Annotated in this window: 14 protein-coding genes; 7 read left to right on the forward strand and 7 right to left on the reverse strand. The window is 62.3% G+C overall.

Annotated features, from left to right (window positions below; translation table 11 throughout):
- The first annotated feature begins 56 nt into the window (after positions 1-56).
- The 4 genes from ABZF37_RS10070 to ABZF37_RS10085 all read left to right on the forward strand — a co-directional run bounded on the left by ABZF37_RS10070 (position 57) and on the right by ABZF37_RS10085 (position 6,506).
- A complete protein-coding gene (locus ABZF37_RS10070) occupies positions 57-1,787 on the forward strand; it encodes a carboxypeptidase regulatory-like domain-containing protein (protein ID WP_372719475.1) in 1,731 nt (576 codons plus the stop codon).
- A 213-nt stretch (positions 1,788-2,000) separates the two neighbouring features.
- Positions 2,001-3,551: a DUF1302 family protein gene (locus ABZF37_RS10075; RefSeq protein ID WP_372719501.1), complete on the forward strand. Its 1,551-nt coding sequence runs from the start codon at positions 2,001-2,003 to the stop codon at positions 3,549-3,551.
- Positions 3,552-3,597: 46 nt separating this feature from the next.
- Positions 3,598-4,926 carry a DUF1329 domain-containing protein gene (locus ABZF37_RS10080; RefSeq protein WP_372719477.1) on the forward strand — a complete coding sequence of 443 codons (1,329 nt, stop codon included), beginning with the start codon at positions 3,598-3,600 and terminating at the stop codon, positions 4,924-4,926.
- Positions 4,927-5,036: 110 nt separating this feature from the next.
- On the forward strand, positions 5,037-6,506 hold the full coding sequence (locus ABZF37_RS10085; RefSeq protein WP_372719480.1) for a YdiU family protein: 1,470 nt from the start codon (positions 5,037-5,039) through the stop codon (positions 6,504-6,506).
- Positions 6,507-6,606: 100 nt separating this feature from the next.
- Here ABZF37_RS10085 and ABZF37_RS10090 read toward each other — a convergent pair whose 3' ends face one another.
- Positions 6,607-7,038 carry an ester cyclase gene (locus ABZF37_RS10090; RefSeq protein WP_372719481.1) on the reverse strand — a complete coding sequence of 144 codons (432 nt, stop codon included), beginning with the start codon at positions 7,036-7,038 and terminating at the stop codon, positions 6,607-6,609.
- 269 nt (positions 7,039-7,307) lie between these two features.
- Here ABZF37_RS10090 and ABZF37_RS10095 point away from each other — a divergent pair, with 269 nt between their 5' ends.
- Together ABZF37_RS10095 and ABZF37_RS10100 are read left to right on the forward strand one after the other, a co-directional pair.
- A complete protein-coding gene (locus ABZF37_RS10095) occupies positions 7,308-8,591 on the forward strand; it encodes an aromatic ring-hydroxylating dioxygenase subunit alpha (protein WP_372719483.1) in 1,284 nt (427 codons plus the stop codon).
- Positions 8,592-8,600: 9 nt separating this feature from the next.
- Complete coding sequence (locus ABZF37_RS10100) at positions 8,601-9,092, forward strand: aromatic-ring-hydroxylating dioxygenase subunit beta (RefSeq protein WP_372719485.1); 492 nt, start codon at positions 8,601-8,603, stop codon at positions 9,090-9,092.
- 23 nt (positions 9,093-9,115) lie between these two features.
- On the opposite strand, the gene ABZF37_RS10105 is transcribed toward ABZF37_RS10100, so the two are convergent.
- The 4 genes from ABZF37_RS10105 to ABZF37_RS10120 form a co-directional block, all read right to left on the reverse strand.
- A complete protein-coding gene (locus tag ABZF37_RS10105) occupies positions 9,116-10,636 on the reverse strand; it encodes a trehalose-6-phosphate synthase (protein ID WP_372719487.1) in 1,521 nt (506 codons plus the stop codon).
- Positions 10,629-11,732 carry a mechanosensitive ion channel family protein gene (locus ABZF37_RS10110; protein WP_372719489.1) on the reverse strand — a complete coding sequence of 368 codons (1,104 nt, stop codon included), beginning with the start codon at positions 11,730-11,732 and terminating at the stop codon, positions 10,629-10,631. The genes ABZF37_RS10105 and ABZF37_RS10110 overlap by 8 nt, the downstream gene beginning before the upstream one ends.
- Positions 11,729-12,505, reverse strand: a complete 777-nt coding sequence (gene otsB / locus ABZF37_RS10115; RefSeq protein ID WP_372719491.1) for a trehalose-phosphatase — start codon at positions 12,503-12,505, stop codon at positions 11,729-11,731. The genes ABZF37_RS10110 and otsB overlap by 4 nt, the downstream gene beginning before the upstream one ends.
- A gap of 270 nt (positions 12,506-12,775) precedes the next feature.
- Positions 12,776-13,798 carry an LLM class flavin-dependent oxidoreductase gene (locus ABZF37_RS10120; RefSeq protein ID WP_372719493.1) on the reverse strand — a complete coding sequence of 341 codons (1,023 nt, stop codon included), beginning with the start codon at positions 13,796-13,798 and terminating at the stop codon, positions 12,776-12,778.
- Between the two features lie 63 nt (positions 13,799-13,861).
- Here ABZF37_RS10120 and ABZF37_RS10125 point away from each other — a divergent pair, with 63 nt between their 5' ends.
- The gene (locus ABZF37_RS10125) at positions 13,862-14,302 is read left to right on the forward strand and encodes a GNAT family N-acetyltransferase (protein ID WP_372719495.1); all 441 of its coding nucleotides are present in this window, start codon (positions 13,862-13,864) and stop codon (positions 14,300-14,302) included.
- On the opposite strand, the gene ABZF37_RS10130 is transcribed toward ABZF37_RS10125, so the two are convergent.
- On the reverse strand, positions 14,299-15,777 hold the full coding sequence (locus ABZF37_RS10130; protein ID WP_372719497.1) for a class I adenylate-forming enzyme family protein: 1,479 nt from the start codon (positions 15,775-15,777) through the stop codon (positions 14,299-14,301). The genes ABZF37_RS10125 and ABZF37_RS10130 overlap by 4 nt on opposite strands.
- 6 nt (positions 15,778-15,783) lie before the next feature.
- A partial coding sequence (locus ABZF37_RS10135) for a lysophospholipid acyltransferase family protein (RefSeq protein ID WP_372719499.1) occupies positions 15,784-16,382 on the reverse strand: 599 nt, incomplete at its 5' end.

Here is a 16,382-nt window from a genome sequence, read left to right on the forward strand (position 1 = left end):
ACTCCCTGCCATGCGCGCAACAATCCGCGTCTGGCCCCGGGTATCAGGAGGAGACAATGGCAGCGAAAGCCGCCGGCTGCGGTCGGAATATCAGCGTGATGAGTGCCGCGGCGGTGCTGGCGTGGCCTGCCGCCGCCCTCGCTTTGGAAGGTGAAATCCTTGATGCCGCCGGCAAGCCGGTTGCGCAGGCCATGGTGACCCTGCGGCCGGCGACACTGGCGCTCGGTAACTCCAGCTATACCGTGTTTACCGACGCCGATGGTCGTTACACGCTACCTGCGCAGGCGGGTGGCGAGCACCTGTCGGTGCGCAAGCTCGGCTACGCGTCACAAACCGTGGCGCCAGCGGCAGCCGCCAGAATCACACTGCAAAACTCCGACAATTTCGCTGCCGAGGCACCGCCCTCGGCCTGGATGCCACGCACTGGCGCCGACGACCTTGCGCGCGCCAACACTATCTTGCAGTGCACCAGTTGCCACCAGTTTCCGTCACAGAAGGTGCGTGACTACTCGCAGATGCTGGATGGCAAGAGCGAGGCCGAGAAGCAGGCCGCATGGAAGGCCATGATCGACTACATGCGCGTCAAATTCGTGCAGATCGGTCCCGACCAAAGCCAGTACGACCCGGCCCAGATGGATTTCAAGACCATTCTGGACCCCACCCAGGGATCGTTCGACGCCCACGATGAAGAACAGATTTCGGCCTTCCTGGCCAAACATCTGCCGACCAACTTCGATCAACTCAAGCAGTACGACTATGGCGCGCCGCTGGGCGTGAACGCGCGAACCGTGATGCGCGAAATCCAGTTGCCACAGGATGCCTTCGTACGCGAAGTCGGCCTCACGCCCGACTCGCCCTACCTGTGGGGCGCGGACCTGCAACATAACCGCCTGCTGCGCGTGGACCCGGCCAGCGGCGAGCAAAAACCCTACCCCATCCCGTACCCGGGTCCGACCGGTCCGCACACCATCATCGATGCGCCGGACGGCAGCTTCTGGGTGACCATGCTGGAACAGGGTGTGGTTGGCCGCTTCGACCCGAAAACCGAGCAATGGAAGTTGTTCGACAAGTTCGGCAAATACGAGATGGCCCACGATATTGCACCCAACTATAAATTCCAGGCCATGCCCGACCCCAAGGGCCGTTACTGGTTCACGCTGATCGGTAGCAACCGCATGGCGAGCCTGGATCCGGAAACAGGCGAGATTTTTACCGTCGACACGCCCAAGGATGACGGCGAATCGGCCATGCACAGTGGCTTGTACAGCACGGTGATCACACGCGACGGCAAACGGGCCTGGTTCTCGCAGCTGTCCGGTGGCATCGGCGCGGTCAACACCGAAACCGGCAAGATTGACGTGTACCTGCCCATGCCGCAGGGCGCCGGCCCACGGCGCATGGCGATCGACGACCAGGATGTGCTCTACGTGCCGATGTTCGGCACCGGCGAAATTCTGATTTACGACAGCAAGACCGACAAGGAGCTTGGCCGGGTGATGATGCCCGATCCGAACAACGCCTCTTACAGCGCAGTGTGGGATCCGTGGCGGCGCGTGGTGTGGCTGGGTACCAGCAATGCCGACGTCATCTACAAGTTCAAGCCCGAGGATCGCAGCTTCGAGGTGTTCCCGATGCCCAGTGCCATGGGCTATTTGCGCATGATCACGTTCGACCGCAGCAACGGAAACCTGTGGACCGCCTACTCCAACATCCCCACCGGTGCTGGCCCCAGTCGCTTCGTGATGGTCGACCCGGGTGATGGCATCACGGTAAACGCCGCCCGCTAGCAAACCTGGTGTCCTGGCGCCGACAGTGCGACCCGCCAAAGCGGCGCACCCTCTATCCGCTTTTTGGGATACCCGGTTTGAGGCAGACTTGCGTCTTGGGGTGCGAGGAGTCTGCGTAAGCCAGCGGTCCGCGTATATAGAAATACCTGCTTAGCTAGGGGAGAACTGCCAGTGGTCATAAAAGAAATGAAGTGGTTTGCCGTGTTGCCGGCGGTGCTTGTCCTGGGTACCGCTCACGCGGGATTCAATTACAGCACCGGCGGCGGACAGACGCTGCTGCTGACGGGCTATCTGCGTGAACACATCGCGGTGAACCTGGAAGACCATCCTGAAGCCGACGCCAGCGGCGTGCGGCGCCTGGACGGCAAAGGCGAGATTTCCATGCTGCGCAGCACGTTTCGTCTGGAAGCCAAGGCTGACCTCAACTGGGCGCAATTCATCGGCCGCTATCGCGTCGACCGCGAGCACGAGACCGGTTACCTAGATGACATCAATGACACTCTCGGGTCGGGCAATAACTGGATGGACGATATCGAAGGCGACCAGATGCGCGAGTGGTTCACCACTTTCGAGGTCGGCAGCCGGGTCCGCGCAACGCTGGGTAAGCAGCAGGTCGTGTGGGGGGAAACAGACTTCTTTCGGGCAATGGACATCATCCATGGCTACGACTTGCGCTGGCGCTCGTTCCTGGAAACCGAGAACGAGGAACTGCGCAAGCCGCTGATTCTTGCCAATGTGGAGATCGAGATCCCGGAATTGAACGGTAGCCTGCAGCTGATCTACCGGCCGGGCTGGGACAAGGCCAAGGAGCTCGGTAATTCGATCGACGTCAGAGGCGGCCGTTGGGCCGGCCAGCCGACCAAGGGCATCGATTTCATTCCTGTGCTTCCTTACAACGACGACCACCGCCGCGCAGACACGGACGATCCGAACTACGGCTTTCGCTGGTCAAGTGACGCATGGGGTTGGGGCTATTCGCTGAATTACTGGCGCGGCCTTAATGTCGACCCGGTGGCCAATTCCTTTTTCGGGGCCTGGGGTTCAACACCGGTACCCAATGGCAATCCGTTTCAGTTGGGCGAGTTGATCTTTCCCAAGGTTGAAACTTTCGGCGCCACCGCCAGCGGTTATGTCGAACCCATCGACTCGGTAATTCGGCTGGAAGTGGCCTTTACTCCGGACAAACCCTACAACGTAGGCACGGATTTTGGGTTGCCAGTCGGTCCGGGCGCCACCTTATGGGTTCCCGGGCTAGCCGGTATCAAAGAGAAGAACACCCTGGTATCGATGATCGGCATAGACAAGCAGATAAAGGGTCTGAGCGAAAAACTCGGCACCAGCCAGTTTCCGCTTGTCTCGGTGCAGATTTTCGACACCTGGCTGACCAACTTCAAGCAAAGCGACGACATCGTTGAGGTGCTGGGATATGGCGCGCCGCGACGTGAACACACTACTTATTTGACCGGGCTTTTTCAGCTCAACTACAGCCATAACACCATCAATCCGAGCATTGCTGGCGTCATCGATGCCGGAAACGGCGATGTCGCACTGATTCCGGCGCTCGATCTTGTTTATGGCGACCATTGGCGCATTCATACCGACATGGACCTGTTCTTCGTTCATCATCAGAAAAATGTGAAACGGTTTGGGGGCGCGTTGTTCAATGAGGACACGTTCTCACCTTCAGCAGAGGACAATACCCACTTGCTCGGAACATTTGCTAACAATAGCCAGTTCAACCTGCGCGTGACCTATCAGTTCTGAGAATGGTCCACGTTGTCCAAGGCAAATGCACATGAGGAGAAGGATAATGGAATTGACCGCAACTAGACGTTGGTTCGCTGTGCTGGGTTATGTGGCGCTGTATTCGTTTGCAATGGCGTCTCTGTCAGTGCGTGCGAACGATCTTCAAGAAGGTGCAGAGATCAGCGCAGGCAATTGGGAGCAAATGAAATCCCAGACTTTCGAGGGTAAGACCATCGAAAGCATGGTGTCCGACAAGATTCAGATGATGGTGCGCGAGTACGGACTTAAGATCACACTCAAGCACTCTGAGCCGATGACTTATGGCAATGCCATTATGGACGCCACGGCACGGTATTCGGGCCAAGTGAAGTACGACCCACAGACACGCAAGGTCTCCGGTTACGTTGCCGGAATTCCCTTCCCGGACTATAAAGCGATCGAGGCCGCTCCGCCAGAACAGGCGGGCGACATGCTCATCTATAACTGGTTCTACGCGGGTGTAGCCGATGGGGATTACACCGGTTGTTATGGCCCTTATGCCACCTTGCAAATCGACCCCGCCAAAGGCATAGAGCGTATCCAGGGCGCATCAGCCACCGTGTTCCGCACCATGGGCAGGACCAGCGGCGGACCCACACAGGTGGGCGACGACCCGAATGTGCGTAAGCTGCAGGTAATCGTATTCGATAGCCCCTACGATATCGCGGGTCTGGGCATCTACCGTGTTGTTTATGACGATGGACGGGTGGACGATTTGTACGCCTACGTCAAAAGCGTAAGGCGGGTTCGGCGTCTATCTGGTGGGTCATGGATGGACACGCTCGCGGGGACCGATATTCTCAACGATGATACCTATTCCTTCACCGGCCATCCTATCTGGTACCCGCGCATTGAACTCAAGGAAAAACGCTGGGTGCTGTGGCCGGTACATAGCCAACCCATTAAGACCCATGACCTCGATGAGGTGCTGGATTATAAGAATCCGCCGTACTGGAATTTCATAAACAATGCGTGGGAGCCGCGGCAAGTTTACGTCATCGAGGTAACAACGCCTGATGGCCACCCTTACGGCAAGAAGATCACCTATATGGACGCCGAACTGCCAGCGGCGCTTTGGACCGAGGCATACACGCGGTCAGGCGAGTTCTGGCGCATCATTTATTCTACTTACGGGCCGGAACCACCCAAGCCGGGCGAGGGCGGACCGGCGCTCTATCAGCTCTACAATTTCGGCGCCTGGGATGTCCGCTATGCGCATGGCAATTACATGGACTGCGGTCAGTGGGATTCCAATTTGCAGCTACAGGTTAAAGACATCAGTCCACGCCTGTTGATTGACGCTGCCAATGGTAAACGGATAGGCCAGAAAACCCAGTTTGGCAAGGGCCCCTGACGCCGCCGGGCGGCGGCCTCTCAAAAGCCGGCCTAGCGCCGGCTTTTTTATCCAGCCGTGTGAGCGGAACGCGTTCTCAACTGTGGCTGTTTTCGACGAAACTGGAACTCATGCTTCAAATCGGTGACCTTGTTTTCGATAACCGCTTCGCCCGTCTGCCATCGGCGTTTTTTGCTCGCCAAGCGCCAACGGCGTTGCCCGAACCTTATCTGATTGCCCTCAATCCCGATGTAGCGGCGGTGCTGGGTGTCGACCCTGCCGAGGCACACCGGCCACGGTTCGCCGAGTACCTGGCCGGCAACCGGCTGCTGCCGGGTGCCGAGCCGCTGGCAGCGGTGTATGCCGGTCATCAGTTCGGTGTGTTCGTGCCGCAGTTGGGCGACGGCCGCGCGATCCTGCTGGGCGAGGTGCTTGCCGCCGACGGCGAACGCTACGAAATCCAACTCAAAGGCGCCGGGCCCACGCCGTTTTCGCGCAACGCCGACGGCCGCGCGGTACTGCGCTCGACCATCCGCGAGTATCTGGCAGGCGAGGCCATGCACGGCCTCGGCATCGCCACCACCCGAGCGCTGGCGATCGTTGGCAGCGATCAGCGGATCTACCGGGAACAGATCGAGACCGCCGCCGTGCTGACGCGCATTGCACCAAACCATGTGCGATTTGGCTCGTTCGAGTTCTTTCACTACCGCGGACAAACCGAGCGCGTGGCCCAACTGGCCGACTTCGTCATTGAGACGCAGTTCCCAGACTGGGTCGAGTTACCCGATCGACACCTGCGACTGCTGGACATGGCGGTGGAACGCACGGCCAGGATGATCGCCGCCTGGCAGGCGCAGGGCTTCGTCCACGGCGTGATGAACACCGACAATATGTCGATCCTCGGGCTCACGCTGGACTACGGACCGTACGGGTTTCTGGACCATTTCGAGGCGGCGCGGGTGTTCAACCACACCGATCGGGGTGGCCGTTACGCCTACGCCATGCAGGCGCGGGTCGGGCTGTGGAATCTGCACGCCCTGGCCGAGGCGCTGTCCTCGCTGCTGTCCCAGGAACAACGCGAGACGTCGCTGGCAAACTTCGAGCCGCTGTTCCTTGCGGCGTATGGCGACCTCATGCGGCGCAAGCTCGGGCTGCGGGACACTGACGTAGCGGATGCCGATCTGGTCGACCGCCTGCTGCACGCGATGCAGGACGGCCGGGCGGATTACTCGTGCCTGTTGCGCGGTCTTGGCGGTTTTCGGGCGCACGACCCGGCGACACGGGCACCGCTACAGGCGCTGTCGCAGACACCGCAGGCCATCGACGCGTGGCTGGACGAGTACGCCCTGCGGCTTGCATCGCAAGGCGAGGACGACGCCCAGCGTCAAACGCGGATGGACGCCGCCAATCCCCTTTACGTGCTGCGTACGCATCTGGCCGAGCGCGCCATTCGTCAAGCGGCCGACCAGCGCGATTACAGCGAAATCGAGCGCCTGCGCCGCTTGCTGGCTGCACCGTTCACGCCGCAGCCGGGCGCCGAGGACTATGCTGCGCCGCCGCCAGCAACCGATGTCGCGGTGGAGTTGTCCTGCTCCTCCTGAATTCGCTTTTCTTCAACTCAGCGCCCTTCCGGCGCCGGGTTGGCGGCACATCCACGTACCGCAGCTGCCTGAGATAACGTTCGGCCGTCTCGTCAAACGACTAGTGCCAGTTGATGCCCGCATCTTGCGGCACGGCGCCCAGCGCCTTCATCAACGGCAGGAAGTTGACCTCATCCCACTCCTCCGCGTTCATGCCGTCCTTGATGCGCATGATATGGATGAAGCTGACCTCGATGACCTTGTTGGTAGGGGCCGCGCCGTTGAATTCGCCGATGTGCTGAAAGCTCAGCCGGCCGCGGCTGACCACCTTGTCTCCCTCGGCAATCTGATCCTCGAACACGCGCTTGACGATGGGCAGCGACTTTTGAATGTGCTTGTTCACTTCCATGTGAGTCTTAACGTTCAGCGGCTCGCGCGCCATCGGCAGGTGAAACAGGTGTTCCGGGTGCAGCATGGCTTCCATTTCATCGAACTGCTTGGCATCCATGGCCGCAAAAAACTTCCGCACGAACTGTTTGTTCTGCTCCGACATTCTCTGGCTCCTCCTGAGTGTGGCCCGCGATTGCAGCGGCCGGTGGCAGCCGCACTGCGGATAGGTCGACCGATCCGGCGAGTGTCCTGCCTGGGCACGCTGCGCCGGGGGCGTGACGCCTGATAGTAACCCCGCGCCGGAGTGTCCGTGCGCCCCCAAAGTTACCTCACGGGCGGCCGCGACGGCACCGCTTGAAACGGCGCCGGCTTGCGTCAGTTCCCGTACCGGGTTAAATAGACGATCGTTAGCTTTCGCCTGGGTCTTCGAGCATGGATAACGCCCCTTTTGAACCGCGCCTGATTGATGCCTTTGTGCGTGAGGATCGCGTGCATCGCCGGCTGTTTACCGATCCGTCCGTCTTCGAGCTGGAAATCGAGAAGATCTTCAACCGCACCTGGGTGTATGTGGCGCACGAGGCGGAGATCGAAAACTGCGGCGATTTTCGCCTGTCGCGCATCGGCCTGCAGCCGGTTATCGTGGTGCGCGATCATTCCGGCTCGGTGCGCGTGCACTTCAATGCGTGCCGGCACCGCGGTGTCACCGTATGCCAGGAAGAGCGTGGCCACGCAAAGCATTTCATGTGTGCCTACCACGGCTGGACCTATGGCCTGGACGGCCAGCTGGCCGCGGTGCCCTACATGGAAGGACACCCGGCCGCGTTCTCGCGCGATGATTACGGCCTGCACCCGGCGCCGCGGGTGGCAATCCATGCCGGCTTTATTTTTGCCAGCGCCAATCCGGACGTGCTCCCACTGACCGAGCACCTGGGCGCGGCGGCGCAGTTCCTGACGGATTTTGTCGAACTGTCCCCCACCGGGCGACTGCGCATACAAAGCGGCGTTCACAAGTTCCGCTTTACCGGCAATTGGAAATCGCAGGTCGAGAACTCAGTTGATGGCTACCACGCCATGGCTGCCCATGGCTCGTTCCTCGGCCCTGTGCTGCGGGCCCGGCTGGGACGCGACATCAGCGGAATGGTCGACGGCACCTCGCCCACCCGTTCGACGGCGCTCAACGGCGACCATGGGCTGCTGGACTTTCGCATGGTCAACCGGGCCGAGATCCTGGGCGTCAAGGAAAGCGAACTGCCGGCGCATTTGCAGGACTACCGGCAGCTGCTGCGCGAGCACTTGGGTGAGGCGCGCGCGGCAGAAGTGCTGCGCCGCAACGGTGGCGATGGCTACAACCTGCTGGTGTACCCGAACCTGTTCCTGATCGGCGTACAGATCCGCACCATTCAGCCGGTGTCGGTCGGTGTCACAGAGGTGTATTGCGTGCCCACCCTGCTGGAGGGCGCCCCGGAGCAGATCAACGAAGCACGCCTGCGCTCGCACGAGGACTTCTATGGCCCGGCCAGTTTCGGCCAGCCTGACGACATGGAGATGTTCACGCGCCAGTGGGACGGCCTGCAGTGCGAGGCACTGGAATGGTTGATGTACGACCGCGGTCTGGAACGCGAGTTGCCTACCCCGGAAGGTCCGGCATCGCAGTTGACCGACGAGTCCGCCCACCGTGCGCTGTGGCGGCATTATCGCCGCCTGATGCTGGCCTGAGAGATGAGCATGCAGCCTGCAACCGTCACCGACCCTGTCCTGCGCGCCCGCGTTGAGGCGTTTCTCGTCCACGAGGCCGGGCTTCTTGACGATCTGCGCTACGCCGACTGGATCGAGCTGTTCGCCCCTGAGGGTATCTACTGGGTGCCCGCCAACCGCGACGACAGCGACCCGAAAACGCACGTGTCCCTGATCTATGACGACGTGCGCCGCCTGAAGGAACGGCTAGTACGCGCCGGTAGCGGCATGTTCTGGGCGCAGGATCCACCCACGCGCGCCACGCGCGTGCTCGGCAACCTGGTCGTCAGTCGCGAGGCCGAGGGCCTGCTGGCGAGCAGCAAATTCATCCTGGTGGCACTGCGCCGCGGCCACTCCGAAACCTTCTCGGGCACCTACCGGCACCGCCTGGTCGAACGCGACGAAGGTTTCGCCATCCTGCACAAGACCGTGCTGCTGATCCAGAACAACGAGCCGCAGATCAACCTCACGTTTCTACCGTAGGCCGAGCCGGGCCGACAACCACGCTATTCGGCGAATTCCGTCTGCCAGTATGCCGTTTCTGCCTCGGCGCTTGGAAGATAGTCGTCGGGCAGAGGAAACGCGTCCAGGTCACTGGCAATCGCTGCCTCCAGAAAGCTGTTTACCCAGCGGAACACGTCCTGGCGGCTCACCGCGCGACGCAACACGCGCATGCGCGCCTGCCGCTCCGACTGCGGCATGTTGCAAGCTCGGTAGATGGCATCCGCCGTGCCCTCCAGATCGTAGGGATTCACCAGCAGCGCACCGTGCTGCAACTGTGCCGCGGCACCGGCGAACTCGGACAGGATCAACACGCCGTCCTCGTCCACTGAGCAGGCACAGAATTCCTTGGCGACCAGATTCATGCCGTCCTTCAGCGGCGTGACCAGGGCAATCCGCGCCGCCCGGTAATACGCGATCAGGTCCAGTCGGTCGAGTGCCCGGTATATGTAGTGAATGGGCACCCAGCGCCCCCCGGGGCGAGTGAACTCGCCGTTGATCTCGCCGACCAGCTGCTCGATACGCGTCTTCAGGTCGCGGTATTCGGGGATATCGTCCCGGCTGGGCACCACCACCTGAATCAGCGTGATGCGTTTTTGCAGCTCCGGATGCCGACGCAAGGTGGTCCGAAAAGCCTCCAGGCGTAACGGAATACCCTTGGTGTAGTCGAGCCGATCGACGCCCAGGATCAGCTCCCGGTTAGGTAGTTCGGCATGCATGGCGTCGACCGCCGCCTGCACCGTGGGCGAGCTTGCCTGGCGCTGGAAAGCGTTCGCGTCGATGCCAATCGGAAACGCGCCGATGCGCACATCGCGACCGTCCGGCAGATGCGCCATGCCGGCGCGGTTCGTCAGACGCACTTCGCGCAGCAGCGCGCGCAGACACTGCGTGAAATTGCGCTGGTCGCGCAGGGTCTGGAAGCCGATCAGGTCGTAATCAAGCAGCGCCCGCAGCAGCGCGAAACGCCAAGGCAGCTTGAGGTAAATGTCCAGCGGCGGAAACGGCGTATGCAGGAAAAAAGCGACCGGAGCGGTCACCCCCGCGCGGCGCAGCTCGGATGCCAGTGGTAACAGATGGTAATCGTGCACCCAGATGAAATCGTCCGCCGCCGTCTCGGCCACAACGACCTGCGCGTACTTGTGGTTGGCGTCGCAGTAGCTGCGCCAGTAGGCGGGGTCGAAGTTACATAGCGACTGCAAGTCATGGAACAGTGGCCACAGCACCTCGTTTGAAAAACCGAAGTAGAAACCCGCCTCGTCCTGAGCGCTGAGCGCCACCGGCGCCAGCCGATAACCGGCCGTTTCCGCGGCCCCCACCAGCGCCGCCTTTACCTCGTCATCGTGATCGACGATCCCAGGCCAGCCGATCCAGACACCACCGCGATCGCGCAGGACCGGCAGCAGCGCCGTGACCAGCCCGCCGCCGCTCGGCCGGCCGACCAGACGGCCATCGGCGTCACGTGTGAGGACCAGCGGCAACCGGTTCGACACCACCACCAGGCGGCGCGGCGGCGGCGGCTCAAGCATGGTTCGGCGCTACCGTCGGGGGGGGCAGCGTTTCGATATGCAAGGTACGGGTCGGGAAGGCAAAGCCGACCCCCAGGGCGGCGAACCGCCGTAACAGTTCAAGGTTGATCGCCTGCTGGATATCCATATAGCGCCCGTAATCAGGGTCCAGTACGTAGTAGACCACCTCAAAGTCCAGCGATGAGTCGCCAAAACCCTTGAAGTGAGCACGATCAAACCGCGCGCCCGATTGCGCCTCGACGATCTCGCGCACCATCGCCGCGATGGCCTCCAGTTCCTCGGGCGAAGTTTGATACAGCACCCCAAAGCCGAACAGCACGCGCCGCTCGTACATGCGTTTGTAGTTGCGAATCCGGCTCTTGAGCAGATCGGAGTTGGCGAATACCACCTGCTCGCCAGACAGGCTGCGCACGCGGGTCGTTTTCAGACCAATATGCTGCACCGTGCCGGGTATGTCGTCGACAATGATGAAATCGCCGATTACGAACGGCTTATCCAGGGCAATCGATAGCGACGCGAACAGATCGCCCAGGATATTTTGCAACGCCAGCGCAACGGCAATGCCACCGATGCCCAGACTCGCCACCAGGGTAGTGATGTCGAAGCCAAGATTATCCAGAATCATCAGCAGCGCGACCGACCACAAGGCGACGCGCCCCATGAAGCCAAGCAAAGTCACCGTGGCCGCCGCAGCTACATCGTCGGCACGCTTGCGATCCAGGTAGCCGCTGAACCACACGTCAAAGGCGCGCTGCGCCCACCAGGCCACCTGCAGCAGCAGTGCCACCGCCACCAACCGTTCGAGGACGGTATCAATCTTGGCTGGCAGCACCAGCAGCCGGGCACCGATGAACAAGGCCAGCAACAGCAGCACGCCGCGCCGGGTGCCCTCGGCGATTGCCCCGACGTAGCGACTGACGCGTGCGTCGTCGCGCTCGGCCAAGCGGCTCAGGCGCCGCGTCAGCAGCCGCTGCACCAGCGGCAACAGTAGGCCGGCCACAAGAGCCAGCGCCAATGCCGCCAGCCAGGTCGTGACGGAATTTCCGAGCAGCACGGTGTCCAGCCACCGCGCCTGGATGAAATCGGACCAGATCATTTGTGTTGCTCCCTGAGCTCAACCCAACGCAGGAGAAACGCGCGCAGCCCCTCCGGGGGACGCAGCCAGACATCCGCTGCCGTGGTACGCCATTTCGGTCTCACCAGCGCGCGCAGTCCGCGGCCTTCGAGGGCGATGAAGGCATCCTCGTCGGTGTGGTCATCGCCCAGATAAGCCATGCAGCCGCCCCCTTGCGAATCGAGCTCGGCCAACACCTGGGACACAACCTGTCCCTTGTCGCAGCCGCGGGCGCGCAGCTCGATGCCGCCGTCGAACTCGTGCCAAAAAAGCTCACTAGCCAGCGCCAGGCCGGTGAAACGCGCCTCGAAATCCTGCAGCAATGCCTGCTGGTGCGCCGGCGCCAAGCCCCGCCAGTGAAACGCCAAAGATCCTGGCTTGCGCTCCACCCGCCCACCTAACAAGCGCGCCTGGCCTTCCCAGGCATCGACTTCGGCCAGCGCCTGCACCGCCCCCTCGCTCAGCGGTGTGCTGCTTTGATGCCCATCGGGCATACGCCGCTCGCGACCATGTCCACCCCACATCTCGGGTTCGAAATCGAGCTTCAGCAGGGGTCGCAAATCCCGGAGCGAGCGCCCGGATACGATAATCAGCCGATCATTGGGCAGGCGTCCGATGCGGTTCAACAGCGCTTCAACCCCGGGGTAAGGGCGAGCTTTTGCGGGGTCGATATGAAACGGCGCCAGCGTGCCGTCGTAGTCGAGCAGCAGGGCCGCCCGCGGGCTGCTGGCGAGCTCGGTCCATAAGCGTTGCACAGGGCCTGACTCAGGCAAGCGCAATACGGTTTTCTCCTGGCCGTAACAGGCCCGTCATAAGGCTGGTTCTGGACGTATCTGCCGTGTCTGCGGGCCGTCCTGTGACAGTCGAGGGTAACCCACGCACCCGTACCCCCACTTGTAGCGGTTCACCCACCGGACGGACCCGGCTGCCGACCAGACGCCGCTTCGCTGGCCTGTACGCGGTCCCGAATCAAGAAACCGCGCGAACCCTGGCATCGCCTGCAGCAACTGCGTTGCAGGGCCGGGTCAGTCATTCAGACCAAAGGACTGCGCCAGAAGTTCGTAGGAACGTTCACGGTCGGCATAGCTATAAGTGACGGTGACGATGCTGACCTCGTCGGTGTCGTACTCGGCGGCCAGCGCCTCGATCTGCTGTCGGCATTCGTCGGGGGTACCGATCACCGAGTGCTCGAGCACCTGTTGATACTGCGCCCGTTCGGCCGGCCCCATCGCCGCCTGCAGGCGCTCGGCTTCGTCAGGAGTTGGCAGGTCGATGATCCGGCCACGCGCCAATGCCTGATGGATCCACATACTGCGCGTGCTGGCGATGCGCAGGGCTTCGTCCCGTGTCGGTGCGCAAACCGCTGCGACGGCGATCATGTGGCGGGATCGCTGAAGACTTTTCGAAGGCTGGAAGGCCTGCCGATAAGCCTCAATGATGGCCGGCGAGCGGGCGTGGGTACCAATGAACAGCGCCAGCACAAAACCGCTGCCGAGCTGGCCAGCCACCTCGGCGCTGCCGCCGCTGGAGCCGAGCATCCAGAACTGCGGCACGCCGCCGTCGTCTGGTACCAGCCGAATGCCGTGAAACGGATGCTGCGCCGGCAGGTCGTTGTTCAGGTAGCCCATCAGGTCGAACACCTGACGCGGGTAAAGATCTGAGTTGATCGGCTGGCGCGGGTAGGCCAGGGCCGCCGTGGCCTGACCGTCGCCACCCGGCGCACGCCCAAGTCCCAGGTCGATGCGACCCGGATAGAGCACTTCCAGCATGCGGAAGGTCTCGGCGACCTTGTACGGTGGGTAGTGCGGCAGCATGATGCCGCCGCTGCCGACCCGAATGCGCCGCGTATGGGCGGCGATGTGGCCGATCAGGATTTCCGGGCACGGACCGGCGTAGCCAGGCGTATTGTGGTGCTCGGCCAGCCAGTAACGGTGGTAGCCGAAGCGCTCGCAGGCCTGCGCCAGGCGCAAGCTGTCGTGCGGGCCACGCGACGGTCGTCCGCCCTCATGTATGGGGGACTGGTCGGTGACGCTGAGTTTGAGAACCATGGGAGATGCTGTTCGCTTCGTGCTTGAATGGCGGCCAGTTTAACAACCCAGCCCGATACGCCAATGCCGCCCTACACCGTTAGCCAGGTCCGCTGGCCGGAACACTCGGCAGAATTGCTGGCCGTTCGCCGCGCAGTATTCGTCGAAGAACAGGGCGTCGCCGAGACGCTGGAGCTTGATGGCCGGGATGCCGGAGCTTGGCATTTGCTGGCGTGCGATGGTGCGGGCCTGCCGATCGGCTGCGTGCGGCTGCTCGTGGATGCTCACATCGGCCGGCTGGCGGTGCTGCGCCGCGCACGCCGACGAGGAATAGGCCGCGAGCTGCTGGTGGCAGCGGTTCGGCTAGCACGCAAACTGGGCATGGGCGATCTGTACCTGCACGCGCAAACGCATGCACGCGGCTTTTATGAAGCCAGCGGGTTTATCGCCGAGGGCGAGGAATTTCCCGAAGCCGGCATCGCGCATGTGCTGATGCGATTACCGGCCGACAACGCCCCGACCTAGGCCGTTTTAAGCGCTTCCTTGTTGATCTTGCCGGTACGCGAACGGGGCAGGGGCTCCTCACGGATATCCACCTGGCGAGGCACCTTGTAGTCGGCGAGCAGACCGCGACAATGGGACACAATGTCGTTGGCGGTCAGCGTGGCGCCGAGCTTGGGCACCACCACGGCCTTCACCGCCTCGCCCTTCAGGCCGCCGGTGATGCCAATTACCGCTACCTCGGCCACCTGCGGATGCTTGTAAATCGCATCCTCGACCTCGGGCGCATACACCTTGAGGCCGGCCACGTTGATGACGTCCTTCTTGCGACCCTGTATCCACAAGTAGCCATCGGCGTCGAACATGCCGATGTCCCCGGTGCGAAACCAGCCATCCGCCATCATCTCGGCGGTCAACGCCGGGCGCCGCCAGTAACCCTGCATCAGGCTCGGCCCGGACAACCACACCTCGCCGCTGCCGCCGGCCGGCACCTCCTGACCGTCGTCGTCGACGATGCGCACCTGTGCATAGGGCAGACGTTGGCCAACGGCGCCGAATTTGTCCGCGGGGAACACCGCCGGACCGAGCACCACCAGCGGCCCGGTTTCGGTCAGGCCATAACCGGATGACAGGCCGACATGCGGAAAGCGCGCATGGAACTGGTGCAGCATTTCCGGCGAGGCGGTCATGCCGAAGGTACACAGGTATTTGAGCGTTCCCAGTTTGTGCTCGCCGCGGTTATGCAACAGCGCATTGGCCATCGGCGGCACCATATGGGCAATTGTCATGCGATGCCGGTCGGCATCGTCCAGGAAGCGCTGCGGCGAGAAACGCTCAAACAGCAGCAGCGCCATGCCGCTGTGCATGCAGACGCCCAGCAGCATCGGGCCGGAAATGTGCGACATCGGCACCGCCAGCCCGTACACATCCGATGGTCCAACCGCATAGGTCTCGACCATGGCAATTTCGGAATACGTCAGGGCATCGTGGCTCAGAGCCACGCCTTTGGGGCCACCCACGGTGCCCGAGGTATAGAGCACCACGGCGGTGACGACGCGCCCGTCGATTGGCTCGGGAGCCAGCGGACTATCGCGGCCGGTCTGTTCAACATCGCCCGTTGTAACCACTCGCAACTGCTGCTGCTTGACGTTCAGGGCTTCTCGCGCCGGCCCTTCCAGGTTGCCGGCTGCCACCAGCAGTACCGGCTGCAAGTCGTCCAGAATCTCGGCCAATTCGTCGGCCTTGAGCACCGGATCGAGCGGCACGAACACCGCCCCCAGCGCCACGGTAGCGTAGTAGCCGTACGCAAACTCGGGGCCATTGGGCAGCAGCATGGCAACCCGGTCGCCGGCCTTCACGCCGAGCTCCGCCAAGCCGGACTGCCAGCGACCGGCGCGCTGTGCCAGCAGCCCGAAACTCACAACCTCATCGTTGAAATAAATCGCGCTACTGGCCGGCCAGGCATCGGCGGCGATCAGCAGTTCATGGGCAATGTTCATATCGTCTTAACCTCTCATCTCGTGGCGACGTGGCCGCCATCGATTATGGTTCCACATCCATTGCTCTGGGTGCTGGCGAATCCAGCCACCGAATATCCGGTGCAACTGCGCCGTAATAGCCAGTTCGTCGGCCTTGCGATCACCGCTCGCCAGCGGTTCCAGGGCTGGCTCGAACACCAGCCGGTGGCCAGTGCCGGCGCGCACGGCGTATGCCGGCACAATGGCTGCACCGGTACGCAGGTGCAATGATGCGGTACCGGTGGCGCACCAGGCCGGCTGACCCAGGAAATCGACTTTAACGTCGTTCGAACGGCGGTCCGCAACGATAAACAGAATGCCATTACTGCGCAGCAGTTTCAGGCAGGCATGCGCATTGTCACGGCTCAGCGGCGTGTTGTAGAAGGTCAGACCCATGCGAGAGACCGCCGCGGCTTGCGCGGCGTGTGCAACCGGGTTACTCGGCAGGCGCAGCAGGGATCCGGTAACGCAACCACGTTCGTTCAGATATCGCGGCAGCAGCGTCCAGCCGCCGATATGCGCTGTCGCCAGCAGCACGCCCTTGCCAGCGGCCAGAGCGGCATCCAGGTGCTCCAGACCGTCGACCC

The organism is Immundisolibacter sp., from assembly GCF_041601295.1.
Taxonomy (GTDB): Bacteria; Pseudomonadota; Gammaproteobacteria; order Immundisolibacterales; family Immundisolibacteraceae; genus Immundisolibacter.